Origin of the sequence: Micromonospora noduli (genome assembly GCF_003264365.1) — a bacterium.
Classification (GTDB): Bacteria; Actinomycetota; Actinomycetes; order Mycobacteriales; family Micromonosporaceae; genus Micromonospora; species Micromonospora noduli.
In genome coordinates, this window is record NZ_PYAK01000038.1 from 1 (window position 1) to 15,472 (window position 15,472).

Sequence of the window (15,472 nt, forward strand, 5' to 3'; positions counted from 1 at the left end):
GCCGGTGCGGGCGGCCAGCGCGGCCGCGGCGGGGGTCGGCGGGGCGGGCGGTGGCGCGTCCAGCCCGAGGGCGCGGGCGACAGTGTCGAACCGGCCGCCCAGCGCCAGGGTCGCCGACGTGGCCACGACGGTGCGTTCGTCGTACAGGTGGGTGGCGAGGGTGCCGGCCACCGACAGCGGCGCGACCACCAGTGCCCGGCGGTTGCCGCTGTCGTTCTTCTCCACCCAGGCCACGTCGTGGTCGCCCTCCTCCAGTAGCCGCTGCGCGGTGGTGGAGAGCTCGTCCAGGGCGGCCTTGGCCTGCTGCTTGCGGACCGGGTCGGGGTCGTCGGCCTTGATGTCGCCGATCGCGTCCAGGGCGGAGCGGGTCGCCGCGTCAAGCAGCGTGCACGCCTCCCGCAGTGGCGTCGGCAGCCCCGCGGTGATCCGCCCGGCCGGCGCCTCGGCCAGCCCGACCGCCAGGGCGTCACCGGCGGCGGTGAGCGCCTCGGCGGTCTCCGGGCGCAGCAGCGTACGGGCCCGCCGGGTGGTCCGGTCGATCAGCTCCGGCACCAGCTCCGCCTGCGCGGCGGAGGAGACCCGGTCGGCCAGCTCGTGCGCCTCGTCGACGATGAGCAGCTTGTGCGGCGGCACGATGTGCCGGTCGGCGAGCATGTCGACAGCGAGCAGGCTGTGGTTGGTCACCACGATGTCAGCCTCCCGGGCGCGGGCCCGCGACGCCTCGGCGAAGCACTCCTGCCCGAACGGGCAACGGGCCGCGCCGACGCACTCGCGGGCCGGCATCGACACCAGCCGCCAGGCCTGGTCTTCGACGCCCGGGTCCAGCTCGTCCCGGTCGCCGGTGGCGGTCTTCTCGGCCCAGTCGCGCAGCCGCTCGACCTGCTTGCCCAGCCGGCCCGCCTCACCGAGCCACTTCGTCCCGCCGCCGGGGCGCGACGCGGGGGCGTCGAAGAGGGTGTCCTCCGGCTCCTCCTCGGTGGAGTTGTCCAGTCGGGCGAGGCAGAGGTAGTGATGGCGGCCCTTGAGCACGGCGAAGGTGGGCCGACGGCCGAGCACCGGCTCGACCGCGTCGGCGAGCCGCGGCAGATCGTGGTCGACCAGCTGGGACTGCAACGCCAGGGTGGCAGTGGAGACCACCACCGGGCCGTCCACAGTGAGAGCCGGCGCGAGGTAGGCCAGCGACTTGCCGGTGCCGGTGCCCGCCTGCACGAGCAGATGCTCGCCGCCGGCCACGCACTCCTCGATCGCCGTGGTCATCTGCAGTTGGCCGGGACGCTCCGCGCCGCCGGGCACCGCGCCGACCGCCGCCGCCAGCAGCTCCGTGCCACTGGGTCGGGCACCCCGCCGCCGGCCCTTGGCACGGGCCGACGGGGTGGCGGAACCGGTGGCGGTGCGGGGCGGAGTCACCGTGCGACGGTACCCGGCGCCGCCGACACCGGCCGCGCCCATCCGCCGCGTGGCGCGATGCCGACCGGGGCGGGCGTTGCGGCCGACCCCGTCCGGTTACGGCCGCGCTACGACGCGTGGGTGGTATCGGTTAGGGTGCGAATCATGCCGAGCGACATGGTCCGCGTGATCTACCGCAAGTACGACGGCAGCGCCCACCGCGACTACCCGGCCCGCCGGCTCACCGAGGACGATCTCGGCATCTGGCTCGGCGTGCCCGAGGGCACCGAGTCGGTCTACCACGGCCGGCCCTCGGTGGAGAAGATCCCGTTCGTGCTGTTGGTGCCACACCGCGCCTGGTGGACGGCCATGTTCAACCCCCCGCCCCGCACCAGCGAGGTCTACTGCGACATCACGACCCCGGCCCGCTGGGAGTCCGACGACACGGTCCACCTGATCGACCTTGATCTGGACGTCGTCCGGCGTCGGGCCACCGGCCTGGTGGAGCTGCTCGACGAGGACGAGTTCGCCGAGCACCGGGCCCGGTTCGGCTACCCGGACGACGTGGTGGCCGAGGCCGAGGCCGCGGCACAGCGGCTGTTCGGGGCCCTGGGTGACGGCACCGAGCCGTTCGCCACCGCGTACCGCAAGTGGTTGGCTCTGGTGGTCTGAGGCCGCCTGCCCGGTCGGGCTGGCTCACCAGCGTGGCGGCCAGCCGTCGTCGGCGTCCAGCGGCGGCAGGGCGGTGAGCTTCTCGGGGTTGAGCTGGTTGTAGATGGCGGTGATCCGGCCCTGGTCAACAGCGAACGCGGTGACCAGGCGGATCGGTCGCCCGTCGCTGTGCGTCGTCTCCAGCTGTAGGCCGAGAATGCCGTCGACGAGCACGGGCCGAGCCAGCACCCGGTCGACGTACCGGCCGGTCCGGCCGAACAGGCCGAGCGTGAGGCGAGCCACGGAGTCCGCGCCGAGCACCGGCCAGCGGGCGGCCGGGAAGTGCCCGCCCGAGTCGCCGACGAAGACCACGTCCGGCGCGAGCACCTGAAGCAGCTGGTCCAGCTCGCCGGACTCGGTGGCGGCGACGAACGCCTTGAGCACCCGGCGTTGCTCGGCCGGGTCGGCGGTGTGCCGGGGTACGTCCGGCGAGGTGACCGCCCGTCGGGCCCGGGAGGCGAGCTGCCGGGCCGCCACCTCGGTGGTGCCGAGCACCCCCGCGACCCGGGCGAACGGCAGCGCGAACACGTCGTGCAGCACGAGGGCGACCCGTTGCTCCGGCGCGAGCCGCTCCAGCACCACCAGCAGCGCCGTGCCGACCTGGTCGGTGCGCACCGCCCGTTCCGCCGGGTCGGGGGCATAGCCGTCGGCCGTCGGCCGGCCGTCCAACGGGCTCACCACCGGCTCCGGCAGCCACTGCCCCGGGTACGCCTCCCGGCGGACCCGGGCCGAGCGGAGCACGTCCAGGCAGATCCGAGCGCAGGTGGTGGTCAGCCACGCGGACAGGTCCCGGATCTCGGCGCGGGCCGCCGGGTCGGACAGCGCCCCGGCGTAGCGCAGCCAGGTCTCCTGCACCGCGTCCTCCGCCTCGCTGCGGCTGCCCAGCATCCGGTGGGCCACCGCGAGCAGTCGGCCCCGCTCGGCCTCGAACTCCGTCGCCAGCTCCCGCACGACCCACCACCCCTTCCGGTCGCCGTCCCGGCCTACATCCTCCCGCCGAGTCGGCCCGCCGGCAGCCCCGAAACGGCCCGGCAGACCGGTGCCTGCCGTGGGCGGAGGTCGGTCGGTGCCGATCAGCGGGCCCAGGTGCGGAGGTGGCTCTCGGCGGGCGGAACGGCGGTGGGTGGGCGATGATCCGTGCATGAGCGCACCCGAGCAAGGGCAGATCGTGGCACCGGACGGCGGTTCCGTGCGGGACCTGCTGCGGGTCACCGCGCCGGTGGATCTCAGCGCGATCGACCCGCGGTCCATGCCCGGCCTGCCGGAGCCCGCAGGCCGCGGCGAGCACCGTAAGACCTGGGCGCGGGAGCAGGTGGAGCTGCTCGGCGAGGAGTTGGGCCGGCAGCAGGAGATGCTCTTCGCGATGGCCAAGACCGGGTCGGAGCGGCCGGCGCACCGGGTGCTGCTGGTGCTCCAGGCCATGGACTGCGGCGGCAAGGACGGCACGATCAAGCGGGTGGCCGGCGCGATGAACCCGCTGGGCCTGCACATCCGCTCGTTCGGGCCGCCGACTCGCCAGGAGCTGCGGCACGACTTCCTCTGGCGGATTCGCCGGGAGCTGCCACCGCCGGGGTACGTGGGGATGTTCAACCGTTCGCACTACGAGGACGTGTTGATCGCCCGGGTCGGCTCGCTGGTGCCGGAGACGACCTGGCGAGCCCGCTATGACGAGATCAACTCGTTCGAGCGGGAGCTGACCGAGGGCGGCTTCACCCTGATCAAGGTGATGCTGCACATCTCGTACGCCGAGCAGGGCGAGCGCCTGATGGACCGGCTCACCGACCCGCGCAAGCACTGGAAGTACAACCCCTCCGACATCGACTCACGCGGGCACTGGGACGACTACCAGGCCGCGTACGCCGAGGCCCTGAGCCGGTGCGGCACGGACGCCGCGCCCTGGTTCGTGGTGCCGGCGGACCGCAAGTGGTACCGGGACTGGGCGGTGGCCCACCTGCTGCGTGAGACGTTCGACACGCTCGATCTGGGGTATCCGGCTGCCGATTTCGACGTGGCGCGGGAGCGTAAGCGTCTGTTGGCTGGGGGAGCGGGTGCGGGTGGGGCAGCCGAGATGAACGGCAGGTGAACGACCGGTGAATGGTGCCTGGCCAGGGGTGGGCCGGCGAATTCCCGGTTCTGCCGTTTTCTAGCATTCACCGAGCGGGCGCTCTCGGGCGCCGCCACCCTTCCACCGACGCGACGAGGTCTGTGCTGTGAAGTTTTCCTTCCGCCCCACCGAGGGCGCCTTCTACGAGCTCTTCACCAGGGCCGCGCAGAACCTGGTCCGGGGCACCGCGCTGCTCAACGAGCTGGCCCTGCCCGGCGTGGACGTGCAGTCGGTCAGCGAGCGGCTGACCGAGGTCGAGCACGACAGCGACCAGATCACCCACGAGCTGTACAAGAAGATCAACTCGACGTTCATCACCCCGTTCGACCGGGAGGACATCTACCGGCTCGGCTCGCTGCTGGACGACGTGATGGACCACCTGGAGGCGGTCGGCGACCTGCTCTACCTGTACGGGCTGACCGAGCTTCCGGCGCTGCCCCGCGAGTTGCACGAGATGGTCAACGTGCTCGACCAGCAGGCCAAGCTGACCGCCGACGCGATGCCCCGGCTGAAGTCGATGAAGGATCTCGAGGACTACTGGATCGAGTGCAACCGGCTGGAGAACGAGGGCGACCGGATCAACCGGCAGCTGCTCGTCCGGCTCTTCTCCGGTGAGTACGACGCGTTGACGGTGCTGAAGATGAAGGAGGTCGCCGACGAACTGGAGGCCGCCTGCGACGCCTTCGAGCACGTGGCCAACACCGTCGAGACCATCGCCGTCAAGGAGTCCTGAGCCGGTGTCCCCTGAACTCATCGCCGTGCTGGCGGTGATCGCGGTGGCCTTGGCGTTCGACTACACCAACGGCTTCCACGACGCCGCCAACGCGATCGCCACAAGCGTCTCCACCCGGGCGCTGACACCCCGGATCGCCCTCGGGCTCGCCGCGGTCGGCAACTTCGTCGGCGCCCACTTCGGCGCCGGCGTGGCCAAGACCGTCGGCGACGGTCTGGTCACCCTTCCCACCGGGGTGAACAGCCTCGGCGTGGTCTTCGCCGGGGTGCTCGGGGCGATCGCCTGGAACCTGATCACCTGGTACTTCGGTCTGCCCTCGTCGTCCTCGCACGCGCTCTTCGGCGGTCTGGTCGGCGCGACCCTGCTGTCCACCGGCGGCATTGTGCAGTGGGGCAACATCGGCGAGAAGGTGCTGCTGCCGATGGTGCTGTCGCCGATCGTCGGCCTCACCCTCGGTTACCTGCTGATGCTGGCCATCCTGTGGCTGTTCCGGAAGGGGCAGCCGGGCAAGCTCAACCGGGGCTTCCGCTGGGCGCAGACCGCCTCGGCGGCCGCCATGTCGGTCGGCCACGGCATGCAGGACGCCGCCAAGACCATGGGCATCGTGGTGCTGGCGCTCTACACCGGTGGTTTCCAGGAGAGCAAGACGCACATCCCGGGGTGGGTGTTCTGGACCTCGGCGACGATGCTGGCCCTCGGCACGTACGCCGGCGGTTGGCGAATCATCCGCACCCTCGGTCGCAAGATCATCGACCTGGGGCCGCCGGAGGGCTTCGCCGCCGAGACCGTCGCCAGCGCGGTGCTCTACTTCAACGCACTGGTGCTGAAGGCACCGATCTCCACGACCCACACCATCACCTCGGCGATCATGGGTGTGGGCGCGACCAAGCGACTCTCCGCGGTCCGCTGGAACGTGGCCGGCAACATCGTGCTCGCCTGGATCATCACGTTCCCGGCCGCCGCGCTGATCGCGTGCGTCACGTACCTGCTGGTCCGGCCGCTCTTCGGCTGAGTTTCCGGAAGGGCCCCCGGTCACGGTCTCGCCGTGGCCGGGGGCCCTTCCGCTGTTCAGATGTAGCGCACGCCGATCTGCTCGCGGACCGTGTCCAGCAGGGTCATCACCTCAAGGGTCGTGGTGTGCGGCACCACCGGGCTCTCGGTCAGGCCGGCGGCCAGGCAGCGCTGCACCTCGATCGCCTCGTACTGGTAGCCGTTGCCGGCCCCGTCGGCGACGATCGTCTCCGGCTCCGCGCCGGCCCGGTGCACTGTCACCGAACCCGGCCGGAAGAACGGCTCCGGCAGGTCGATCCGCCCCGTGGTGCCCGTTACCGAGGCGGTCTGCCCGCTCAACCCGACCATGCCGCAGCTCAGGGTCGCCAGGGCTCCGGTGTCATAGCCGAACAGCATGCCGGTGTTCTCGTCCGTCCCCTCCGGGCCGAGCTGCGCCCAGGACCGGATGTGCTGCGGCACCCCGAGCAGCAGGTGGGCCAGGCTGATCGGGTAGATCCCCAGGTCCAGCAGAGCACCCCCGCCCAGCGCCGCGTTGCGCATCCGGTGCTCCGGCGGGAACGGCCCGGCCACCCCGAAGTCGGCCCGGACGCCGGTCACCGTGCCGATCGCCCCGTCCGCGATCAACTCGACCACCCGCAGGATCATCGGATTCAGCCGCATCCACATGGCCTCCATCAGGAAGACCCCGGCGGCGCGGGCGGTGTCCACCAACTCCGTGCTGGTGGCCAGGTCGAGGGTGAACGGCTTCTCCAACAGCACCGCCCGCCCGGCGGTGAGGCAGGTCATCGCCGCCTCGTAGTGCGCGGAGTGCGGGGTCGCCACGTAGATCGCGTCCACCTCCGGGTCGGCGGCCAACTCCACCCAGGAGCCGTAGGCGCGCTTCGCGCCGAACGTGTCGGCGAAGCGCCTGGCGCTCTCCGCGGCGCGGGAACCGACCGCGACCAACTCGGCGTCCGGCACCAGCCGGAGGTCTTCGGCGAAACGGCTGGCGATGTGGCCGGTGGCCAGGATGCCCCAACGAGTCATGCCGGAACGCTAGCCGAGCCAGGTGAACCGCCCGCTGCCCGGCCTCCTGCTGCCGGGCTTGCTGGGGCCCGGTGCGCGCTACCCGGCCAGCTGGGGTCCCAGCTCGCTGGTTCCGGCTCGCACTGCCCGGCCATGCGCCCTGCCCCGACGCCATCTCGTTCGGCGGCGAGCGCGACCGCGCCCCGACCGGCGCGCGCCTCGGCCTTGCCACCCTGACGAGGGGTATACCTCTGAGGCATAAATATGCCCCAGAGGTATACCGCTCAGTCGTGGACCGGGCCGACCGGGTCTTGGACCGGGCTCGACGAGTCCTGGACCGGGCCGGCCGGGTCGTGGACCGGGCCCGACGAGTCCTGGACCGGGCCCCGACCGAGCCGACCGCTTCGTGGCTTGGCGCGCGGCAGGCAATCGCGCTGTCGGGAACTAGGCTCGCGGGCATGACGATCGACAGTGACGGCTTCGCCGCCCCGGCCGCCCTGGTCGAGCACGCCCGCCGGTTCCAGGCCGAGGGTGGCACCCCGGCGACGCCGCGGGTCGCGGCCACCGTGCTGCTGCTGCGTCCGACCGATGCCGACTTCGAGGTGTACGTCATCCGCCGGGTCGCCGCGATGACCTTCGGCGGGATGTACGCCTTCCCCGGAGGCGGGGTGGACCGCTCCGACTCGGAGGCGCACCTGGACTGGGCCGGCCCGACGCCGGGCGAGTGGGCGGACCGGCTCGGGGTGGCCCCGCAGGCCGCGCAGGCGGTGGTCTGCGCCGCCGCGCGGGAGGTCTTCGAGGAGGCCGGCGTACTGCTCGCCGGTCCGAACCGGGAGACCGTGGTGGGCGACGTCAGCGGCGACGACTGGGAGGCGGCCCGACAGGACCTGGAGGGCCGCCGGCTGGGCTTTGCGGCGCTGCTCGCCGACCGTCAGCTCACACTCCGGTCGGACCTGCTGCTGCCCTGGAGCCGGTGGATCACTCCCGAGTTCGAGCCGCGCCGCTTCGACACGTACTTCTTCATCGTCCTGTTGCCGGCGGGCCAGCGGACCCGCGACGTCTCCGGAGAGGCTGACCACACCCTGTGGATCCGGCCGGCGGACGCGCTGGCCCGCGCGCAGGCCGGCGAGCTGACGATGCTGCCACCGACAGTGGTCACGCTGGCCCAGGTGGCGGCGGCCGGCGACCTGGCCGGGGTGGCGCGGGCGGCGGCCGATCGAGACGCCGCCAGCCCGGTCACCCCGCGCCTGGACCTGCCCCCGGACGGCGAACCCCGCTTCGTCCTGGGCTGACCACGGGCCCTGCCGCAGCGCTGGACATGGCACCGGCGCCCACGCCGGGAGGCGGGGCGCCGGTGACCGGACGTGGTCGGCTCAGCCGAAGCGGCCGGTGATGTAGTCCTCGGTCTTCTTCACGCTCGGGTTGCTGAAGATCTTCTGGGTGTTGTCGTACTCGATCAGCCGGCCCGGGTCGCCGGTCTTCTCGATCGAGAAGAAGGCGGTCCGGTCCGAGACACGCGCTGCCTGCTGCATGTTGTGCGTCACGATGATGATCGTGAACTTGTCCTTGAGCTGGAACATCAGGTCCTCGATCGCCAGCGTGGAGATCGGGTCCAGGGCGGAGCACGGCTCGTCCATCAGGACGACCTGCGGCTCGACCGCGATGGTCCGGGCGATGCAGAGCCGCTGCTGCTGACCGCCGGAGAGGCCCGCGCCGGGCTTGCCCAGCCGGTCCTTGACCTCGCCCCACAGGTTCGCGGCGCGCAGGGCCTTCTCGGCCGCGTCCTCCAGGATCGACTTCTTGCGGACTCCGTTGAGCTTCAGCCCGGCCACCACGTTCTCGAAGATGCTCATGGTGGGGAACGGGTTCGGCCGCTGGAAGACCATGCCGATGGTGCGCCGGACCGCTGTGACGTCCACGTCCCGGTCGTAGATGTCCTGGTCGTCGATGGTCAGGCTGCCCTCGACCCGGGCCCCCGGCAGCACCTCGTGCATCCGGTTGATCGACCGCAGGAACGTCGACTTGCCGCAACCGGACGGCCCGATGAGGGCGGTGACCGTCTTCGGTTCGACCGTCAGGTTGATGTTCTCGATCGCCTTGAAGCCGCCGTAGTACGCGGTGACGTTCGAGGCGGAGACGCGCTTGGCCATGGTGGTACCTCCGGGGTTCATCGGCTGAGCCTGTTGCGACGGGCCAGCAGCTTCGCCGCGATCGTCAGGATGAGCACGAGGGCGACCAGGGTGAGTGCCGCGGTCCACGCCCGTGCCGGGGCGTATTTCGACGCGTCACCGGCCTGCTGGTAGACGAAGAGGGACAGCGACGACTGGTTGTTCTCGAAGGGGTTGGTGTTGATCGCGGCGCCACCGCCGGCGACCAGCAGCACCGGCGCGGTCTCACCGGCCGCGCGGGCGATGGCGAGCATGACGCCGGTGACGATGCCGGGCAGCGCCGTCGGCAGGACCACCCGCAGGATGGTCTTCCACTTGGGTACGCCGAGCGCGTACGCGCCCTCACGCAGTGGCGCCGGTACGAGGCGGAGCATCTCCTCGGTGGACCGGACGATGGTGGGCAGCATGAGCACGCTCAGCGCGAGCGCGGCGGCGAAGCCGGAGAAGCTGGGCCGACCGTCGTTGAACCACGGCGACACGATCAGCACCCAGAACGCCAGCACGAAGAGGCCGGAGACGATCGACGGAATGCCGGTCATCACGTCCACGAAGAACCGGATCGCGAAGGCGAACTTGCCGCGCCCGTACTCGACGATGTAGATCGCGCAGAGAACGCCGAGCGGGACGGTGATCAGGGTGGCGATGCCGACCTGCTCCAGCGTGCCGACGATCGCGTGGTACGCGCCGCCGTTGGCGTCCCGGGCCCCGATGTTGTTCATCGAGGTCTGGAAGAAGTTGACGTCCAGTCGGTCGGCGCCCTTGCTGACCAGCGTCCAGACCACCGACACGAGCGGCAGTACCGCCAGCACGAAGGCGGAGTGGATCAGCGCGCTCCAGGTGCGGTTGCGGGCCGACCGGCGCCCCTCGACCGCGTTGGCGGCGGCGAAGAGCCCGACCAGGTAGAGGATCGCACCGAGGACGACCACGAGGACCGGGCCGCCGATGCTGGTGCCGTAGACGAGCACGGCGGAGAGCGCCAGGGCCGCCACGGCGATGGCCGGGGCGGCGTACCAGGGCAGCCGCTTGGCCCGCAGCGAGTCGGGTTGGGCCGGTGGCCGGGTGCGGTGGGAGGTGGCGGTTGTGGTCATGCGGCCGACTCCGTGAACTCCCGGCGGCGGTAGATGATCGCCCGCGCCGTGATGTTGACGATCAGCGTGATGGTGAACAGCACCAGGCCGGAGGCGATGAGCGCGCCCCGGCCGGTCTCGTTCGCCTCGCCGAACGCGTTGGCGATGTTGGCGGCGATGGTGTTGCCGCCGTTCTGGATCAGGTTGAACGAGATGCCGAAGGTGATGCCGAGGGTCAGCGCCAGGGCGATGGTCTCGCCGAGCGCCCGGCCGAGGCCGAGCATCATCGCGGCGATGATGCCGGGACGGCCGTAGGGCAGCACCGCGGTGCGGAGCATCTCCCAGCGGGTGGCGCCCAGGGCGAGGGCGGCCTCCTCGTTCGCGGTGGGGGTCTGGAGGAACACCTCGCGGGAGAGCGAGGTGATGATCGGCAGCACCATGATCGCGAGCACCAGGGCGCCGAGCATGACGGACGCCCCGAAGGGGCCGTCGCCGCCGAAGAGCGGGATCCAGCCGAAGTGCTGGTTCAGCCAGACCGAGAAGTCCCGGACGGGGCTGCTGAAGACGTCCCGCCCCCAGAGGCCGAAGACCACGCTCGGTACGGCGGCCAGCAGGTCGACCAGGAAGCCGAGCGCGGTGCCCAACCGGCGCGGCGCGTAGTGCGAGAGGTAGAGCGCGATGCCGAGCGCCACCGGCACCGCGATGAGCAGTGCGAGCGCCGAGCTGAGCACGGTGCCGAAGGCGAGCGCACCGATGCCGAACTTCGGCTCTGTCTCGTTGGGGGACCAGCCCTCGTAGGACCAGAAGTTTTCGGTGTTGGCGCGTAGGGCCGGCACCGCCTTGGCGACCAGGAAGATCGCGATGGCGGCGATGATGACCAGAACGGCGGTGCCGGCGGCCAGGGTGAGACCGCGGAAGGCCCGCTCGGCACCGAACTTACGGCTGCGCGGCAGCGCGCCGCCGCCGCCCAGCCCGGTGCCGCCCGGGGAACGGGTGCTGACTGGTGCCTCGGCCACACGCGCCGAGGCACCGGCGGGCCACTCGTGACTCTGGGTCACGCGCGTCCCGCCGGTGCCGGCGTCGGCCGAGCGGTGAGGGGTTTCACCCATCTGCTCGCTCGATTCGATTGCGGAGGTGTGGAATCGGGTCAGGAGAGGTTCTTGACCGCGGTCTCGACCTTGGTGCGGACCGTCTCCGGCAGCGGGGCGTAGCCCAGCTCGGTGAGAGAGGCCTGGCCCTCGGCACTGGCGGCGTGGCCCAGCAGGCCCTTGACCAGCTTCAGCTTGTCGGCCGCGAGGCCCTTGCTGCAGACGATCTCGTACGTCGCCAGGACGATCGGGTAGGCCCCGGCCTCCTTGGTGTTGTAGTCGATCTTCAGCTTGAGGTCGTCGCCCTGACCCTCGATGGCAGCGCCAGCGATGGTCTTGCCGGCCGCCTCGGCGGTCAGCGCGGCGAACTCGCCGTTGCCGTTGCCGATCTTCGACATCTTCAGACCGGCGTTCTCGGCGAACGACCACTCCATGTAGCCGATGGAGCCGTCCGCGCCCTTGACCCGGCTGGCCACGCCGTCCGAGCCCTTGGCGCCGGTGCCGCCCGGTGCCTTCCACGCCTTGGCGTTGCCCAGGGTCCAGTCGCTCTCAGCGGTCTTCGAGAGGTACTTGGTGAAGTTGTCGGTGGTGCCCGACTCGTCCGAACGGTGGACGGTCTGAATCGTGGTCGCCGGGAGCTTGGCGTCCGGGTTGTCGGCCTTGATCGTGGCGTCGTCCCACTTGGTGACCTTGCCGGCGAAGATCTTCGCCAGGGTGGCCGGCTTGAGCTGGAGGTTGTCCACGCCGCTGACGTTGTAGGCGACGGCCACCGGGCCGATCACCATCGGCAGGTGGATGGCCTTGCCACCGACGCACTTGGCGTCCGCCTGCGGCTGCTCCTCCGGCTTGAGCGCGGAGTCGGAACCGGCGAAGTCAGCGGTCCCGGCGATGAACGCCTGGATGCCGGCGCCCGAGCCGGAAGCCTCGTAGTTGATCGTGGTGCCCTGGCACTTCTGCTGGTACGCCTTGATCCACTCGGCCATGGCGTTCTTCTGCGCCGACGAGCCCTGGGCGTTCAGCGTGCCGGTAGCGCAGTCGACCGCGGCGGCCGAGCCCGAAGCACTCGCGCCGGAGGCGGGCTCGTTGTTGTCCGAGCCGCATGCACTGAGGCCGAGCGTCGCGGCAAGAGCGAGGCAGGCAATAGTGCCGTACCGCTGGAGCTTCACCTGAGGGGTTTCCCTTCGCGTCTGACTTGGCGCCCCGATCCCGGGGCCCGAGGACCGGCACTGACCGGCTGACACGAAAGTTAGAAGTGCCAGGTAGCCGGTTCGCCGGTCGCAAGTGAACGCAAGGTGAACACGTACGGCCCCTGAGGTGACCGCTTGCCGAGGGTGAGTTGTCCGTTAAATGAACCCGGGTACACCTGTCGGAAGTATGGGCATATTTCCGGTTCGGCGTTATCCCGCCGACGCTCGGCCGTTACCCGTCGGTGACGCGCTCGGAGCGGCGGCCGACGGTCAGCCCAGGTGGTAGTTGATGTGCGCGGACCAGCGGGCGAAGCCCAGCCGCTCGTAGAGCGCGACGGCCCCGGTGTTCGAGTCGTCCACGAAGAGCATCACCCGGTCGAGGCCACGCTTGTCCCGCAGGTGTGCCAGTCCGGCGGTGGTCAGGGCCCGGCCGAGCCCGCCACCGTGCGCGGTCGGCTCCACCCCCAGGACGTACACCTCGCCGATCCGGGCCGACCCCGGCCGCTCGTGCACCTTGGTCCAGTGGAAGCCGAGCAGTCGGCCGGTCGCGCTCTCCTCGGCGAGCAGGAAGCCCGCCGGGTCGAACCACGGCTCGGCGAGGCGGACCCGCAGGTCGTCCGACGTCCACCGGCCCTGCTCGGGGTGCTCGGCGAAGGCCCGTGCGTTGAGGGCCAACCAGGCCGCGTCGTCCACCCCGGGCCGGAACGCACGCAGCGTCACCCCGTCGGGCAGGCGCGGCTCACCCAGCGGGGCCGCCAACGGCCGGCGCAACTGCCAGAGCACCCGGGCGCGGGCGAAGCCGAGGTCGACGGCGAGCGCGGCGGCCGAGGGGTGGTCGCCGTGCGCCCACGCCCGCAGCGGCCCGGTGGCCGAGGCGAGGACGCCCCGGGCGAGCGCCCGCCCGGTGCCCCGCCGCCGGTACGCGGGGTGCACCACCAGTTCGACCCCGATCCCGCCGACCGGGTCGGTGGTGTCCAGGTGCGCGTACCCGGTAAGGGTGCCGTCGTCGGCGCGGGCGATCAGATGAACGGCGGGGGCGTCGGGGTCGCGCAGCCGCAGCAGGACGTGTTCGTCGAGCGGGTCCGCTCCGTCCGTGTCACCTGCGGCGCTGGCGAGGGCGAGTACGTCGGCGATCTCCGTCGGCGCCAGTTGGTCGCTCCGGGTCACCTGGTCGCTGGTCGGCTCCGCGCTGCTCATCCCGCCACCGTATCCGTTGCGTGTCGTGACGCCCGGAGCGTCGCCGTAAAGCTGCGGCTCACGTCGGGTCGGTGGGGAGTGCCTCCAGATCGAACCGGGCGGTCAGGTCGGGCAGGATCCGGCGCAGTGCCTCCACCGTGCCCTGCCGGTCCCCACCGGCGTCGTGCAGCAGCACCACCGAGCCCGGTTCGGCCTGGCTCAGCACCGTCGCGGTGATCTTGTTGGCGCCGGGTAGCTCCCAGTCCGACGGATCGACTGACCAGTGCAGCGGGGTCATGCCGAGCTGCTGCGCCACCGACACCACCGGGTACGTCCAGGCTCCGCCCGGCTGGCGGTACCAGACGATCGGGGCGTTCGGCACCGCCGCCCGGATCGCCGCGTTGGTGCGCAGGAGGTCGGAGCGGATCGCGTCGGCCGACCGGGCGCCCAGGCCGACATCGTGGTGCCAGGAGTGGTTGCACAGGGTGTGCCCGGCGTCCACGATCGACTGGACCAGTTCGGGGTGGTTCTGCGCGTTCTCGCCGACCACGCAGAACGTGGCCCGCACGTCGTATTCGCGCAGGAGGTCGAGGACCTGCGGCGTGTAGCGCGGGTCCGGCCCGTCGTCGAATGTCAGCGCGAGCCTCGGGGTGCCGGTCGTGGCGTGCGCGCCGAACAGGTTGTCGTCTCCGGCGTTCCGTCCGGACCCGTCCTGGCCGGCTTCGGCTGGGCCGGTCTCAGCCGCGTTTGCGCTGGCGCTCGGGGCTCCGCCCGGCTCGCCAAGGCCCGGTTGGTCGGCGTAGTGCGGTCCGTCGGCGCTCGTGGTGACACCGGTGGACTGCCGAGGCGTCTGGTCGGGGACGAGGCTGCGGCCCAGCACGTACGCGGAGCCGAGCAGCCCCGCCACCACCAGCGTCACGATCCCCGCCGCCCGCGCGGTGGAGCTGCCCCGCGTCACGACTTCCGCCTGGCTTGCCGGTTACGCCGGCCCGTCGCCCCCGTGTGCAGTGCGCGCACCATCGCCCCTTTCTCCGACAAACCCGGCAGTCAGAATAGAGCTGCCAAGCTGCGCAAAAAGGGCATATGGGAAATCGCCCGTAGTGGTCTTTGGATCAGACCGGCAGGGGCGCGTGCTCCGCCTCGGGAAGCGACCGCGACGGCGGAACGACGAACTTGTAGCCGACCTGGCGGACGGTGCCGATCATCGACTCGTACTCCGAGCCGAGCTTGGCGCGCAGTCGCCGGACGTGCACGTCCACCGTGCGGGTGCCGCCGAAGTAGTCGTAGCCCCAGACCTCGCGCAGGAGCTGGTCCCGGGTGAACACCCGGCCCGGGTGCTGGGCCAGGAACTTCAGCAGCTCGAACTCCTTGTAGGTGAGGTCGAGCGGACGGCCCTTGAGCTTGGCCGCGTAGGTGTCCGGGTCGATGGTCAGCTCGCCGGCCCGGATCGAGCCACCCGCGCCAGCGGTCGCGTTGCTGAGCCGGCCCACCGCCAGCCGCAGCCGTGCCTCGACCTCGGCGGGGCCGGCCGAGGCGAGGATGACGTCGTCGACGCCCCAGTCGGCGTTGAGTGCGATCAGGCCGGCCTCGGTCACCACCGCGACCAGCGGCACGCCGAGCCCGGTGGCGTGCAACATCCGGCAGGTCGCACGGGCCTCGCTCAACTCCGATCGGGCGTCCACCATCACCGCGTCCGGGCTGGGGCCCGCGACCAGGGTGCGAACATCACGCGGCGCGGTGCGGACCGAGTGCGGCAGCAGGTCGAGCGCCGGCAGTACAGCCGACGGTTCTCCTGCGCGTGCGGTCACCAGCAGCAGGATCTCCACGATCACCTCC

Annotated in this window: 15 protein-coding genes; 5 read left to right on the forward strand and 10 right to left on the reverse strand. The window is 71.4% G+C overall.

Going from position 1 to position 15,472, the window contains the following annotated elements:
* The coding region (locus tag GUI43_RS23615) for an ATP-dependent DNA helicase (protein WP_211326752.1) at window positions 1-1,449 on the reverse strand (1,449 nt) is incomplete at its 3' end.
* A gap of 102 nt (window positions 1,450-1,551) precedes the next feature.
* Between GUI43_RS23615 and GUI43_RS23620 the strand changes: the two genes are divergently transcribed.
* On the forward strand, window positions 1,552-2,058 hold the full coding sequence (locus GUI43_RS23620) for a DUF402 domain-containing protein (RefSeq protein ID WP_112674113.1): 507 nt from the start codon (window positions 1,552-1,554) through the stop codon (window positions 2,056-2,058).
* A gap of 24 nt (window positions 2,059-2,082) precedes the next feature.
* Here the strand turns inward: GUI43_RS23620 and sigJ are convergent, their stop codons facing one another.
* On the reverse strand, window positions 2,083-3,048 hold the full coding sequence (gene sigJ, locus GUI43_RS23625) for an RNA polymerase sigma factor SigJ (protein WP_112699811.1): 966 nt from the start codon (window positions 3,046-3,048) through the stop codon (window positions 2,083-2,085).
* A 190-nt stretch (window positions 3,049-3,238) separates the two neighbouring features.
* On the opposite strand from sigJ, the gene GUI43_RS23630 reads away from it, so the two are divergent.
* The 3 genes from GUI43_RS23630 to GUI43_RS23640 all read left to right on the forward strand — a co-directional run bounded on the left by GUI43_RS23630 (window position 3,239) and on the right by GUI43_RS23640 (window position 5,946).
* Entirely contained in the window at window positions 3,239-4,180 is a 942-nt protein-coding gene (locus tag GUI43_RS23630; protein ID WP_112699812.1) for a PPK2 family polyphosphate kinase, read from the forward strand.
* A 127-nt stretch (window positions 4,181-4,307) separates the two neighbouring features.
* Window positions 4,308-4,934, forward strand: a complete 627-nt coding sequence (locus GUI43_RS23635; protein WP_030327784.1) for a DUF47 domain-containing protein — start codon at window positions 4,308-4,310, stop codon at window positions 4,932-4,934.
* A gap of 4 nt (window positions 4,935-4,938) precedes the next feature.
* Window positions 4,939-5,946: an inorganic phosphate transporter gene (locus tag GUI43_RS23640; RefSeq protein WP_091402868.1), complete on the forward strand. Its 1,008-nt coding sequence runs from the start codon at window positions 4,939-4,941 to the stop codon at window positions 5,944-5,946.
* A 56-nt stretch (window positions 5,947-6,002) separates the two neighbouring features.
* Here GUI43_RS23640 and GUI43_RS23645 read toward each other — a convergent pair whose 3' ends face one another.
* Entirely contained in the window at window positions 6,003-6,971 is a 969-nt protein-coding gene (locus GUI43_RS23645) for a Gfo/Idh/MocA family protein (RefSeq protein WP_112699813.1), read from the reverse strand.
* Window positions 6,972-7,408: 437 nt separating this feature from the next.
* Here GUI43_RS23645 and GUI43_RS23655 point away from each other — a divergent pair, with 437 nt between their 5' ends.
* Window positions 7,409-8,242: an NUDIX hydrolase gene (locus GUI43_RS23655; protein WP_112699827.1), complete on the forward strand. Its 834-nt coding sequence runs from the start codon at window positions 7,409-7,411 to the stop codon at window positions 8,240-8,242.
* A gap of 81 nt (window positions 8,243-8,323) precedes the next feature.
* Here the strand turns inward: GUI43_RS23655 and pstB are convergent, their stop codons facing one another.
* The 7 genes from pstB to GUI43_RS23690 form a co-directional block, all read right to left on the reverse strand.
* Complete coding sequence (gene pstB, locus GUI43_RS23660; protein WP_112584183.1) at window positions 8,324-9,100, reverse strand: phosphate ABC transporter ATP-binding protein PstB; 777 nt, start codon at window positions 9,098-9,100, stop codon at window positions 8,324-8,326.
* A gap of 17 nt (window positions 9,101-9,117) precedes the next feature.
* Window positions 9,118-10,206 (reverse strand): phosphate ABC transporter permease PstA, encoded by a 1,089-nt coding sequence (gene pstA / locus GUI43_RS23665; protein WP_112584184.1) that lies wholly within the window; start codon window positions 10,204-10,206, stop codon window positions 9,118-9,120.
* Window positions 10,203-11,294, reverse strand: coding sequence for a phosphate ABC transporter permease subunit PstC (pstC, locus tag GUI43_RS23670; protein WP_112606114.1), 1,092 nt, complete (start codon window positions 11,292-11,294; stop codon window positions 10,203-10,205). Before pstC ends, pstA begins: the two co-directional genes overlap by 4 nt.
* Window positions 11,295-11,332: 38 nt before the next feature.
* Window positions 11,333-12,439, reverse strand: a complete 1,107-nt coding sequence (gene pstS / locus GUI43_RS23675) for a phosphate ABC transporter substrate-binding protein PstS (protein WP_112584186.1) — start codon at window positions 12,437-12,439, stop codon at window positions 11,333-11,335.
* A gap of 291 nt (window positions 12,440-12,730) precedes the next feature.
* The gene (gene mshD, locus GUI43_RS23680; RefSeq protein WP_112606117.1) at window positions 12,731-13,657 is read right to left on the reverse strand and encodes a mycothiol synthase; all 927 of its coding nucleotides are present in this window, start codon (window positions 13,655-13,657) and stop codon (window positions 12,731-12,733) included.
* A gap of 58 nt (window positions 13,658-13,715) precedes the next feature.
* Window positions 13,716-14,594 (reverse strand): polysaccharide deacetylase family protein, encoded by an 879-nt coding sequence (locus tag GUI43_RS23685; protein WP_112606120.1) that lies wholly within the window; start codon window positions 14,592-14,594, stop codon window positions 13,716-13,718.
* Between the two features lie 154 nt (window positions 14,595-14,748).
* Complete coding sequence (locus tag GUI43_RS23690) at window positions 14,749-15,468, reverse strand: winged helix-turn-helix transcriptional regulator (RefSeq protein WP_181518701.1); 720 nt, start codon at window positions 15,466-15,468, stop codon at window positions 14,749-14,751.
* Between the last annotated feature and the right edge of the window lie 4 nt (window positions 15,469-15,472).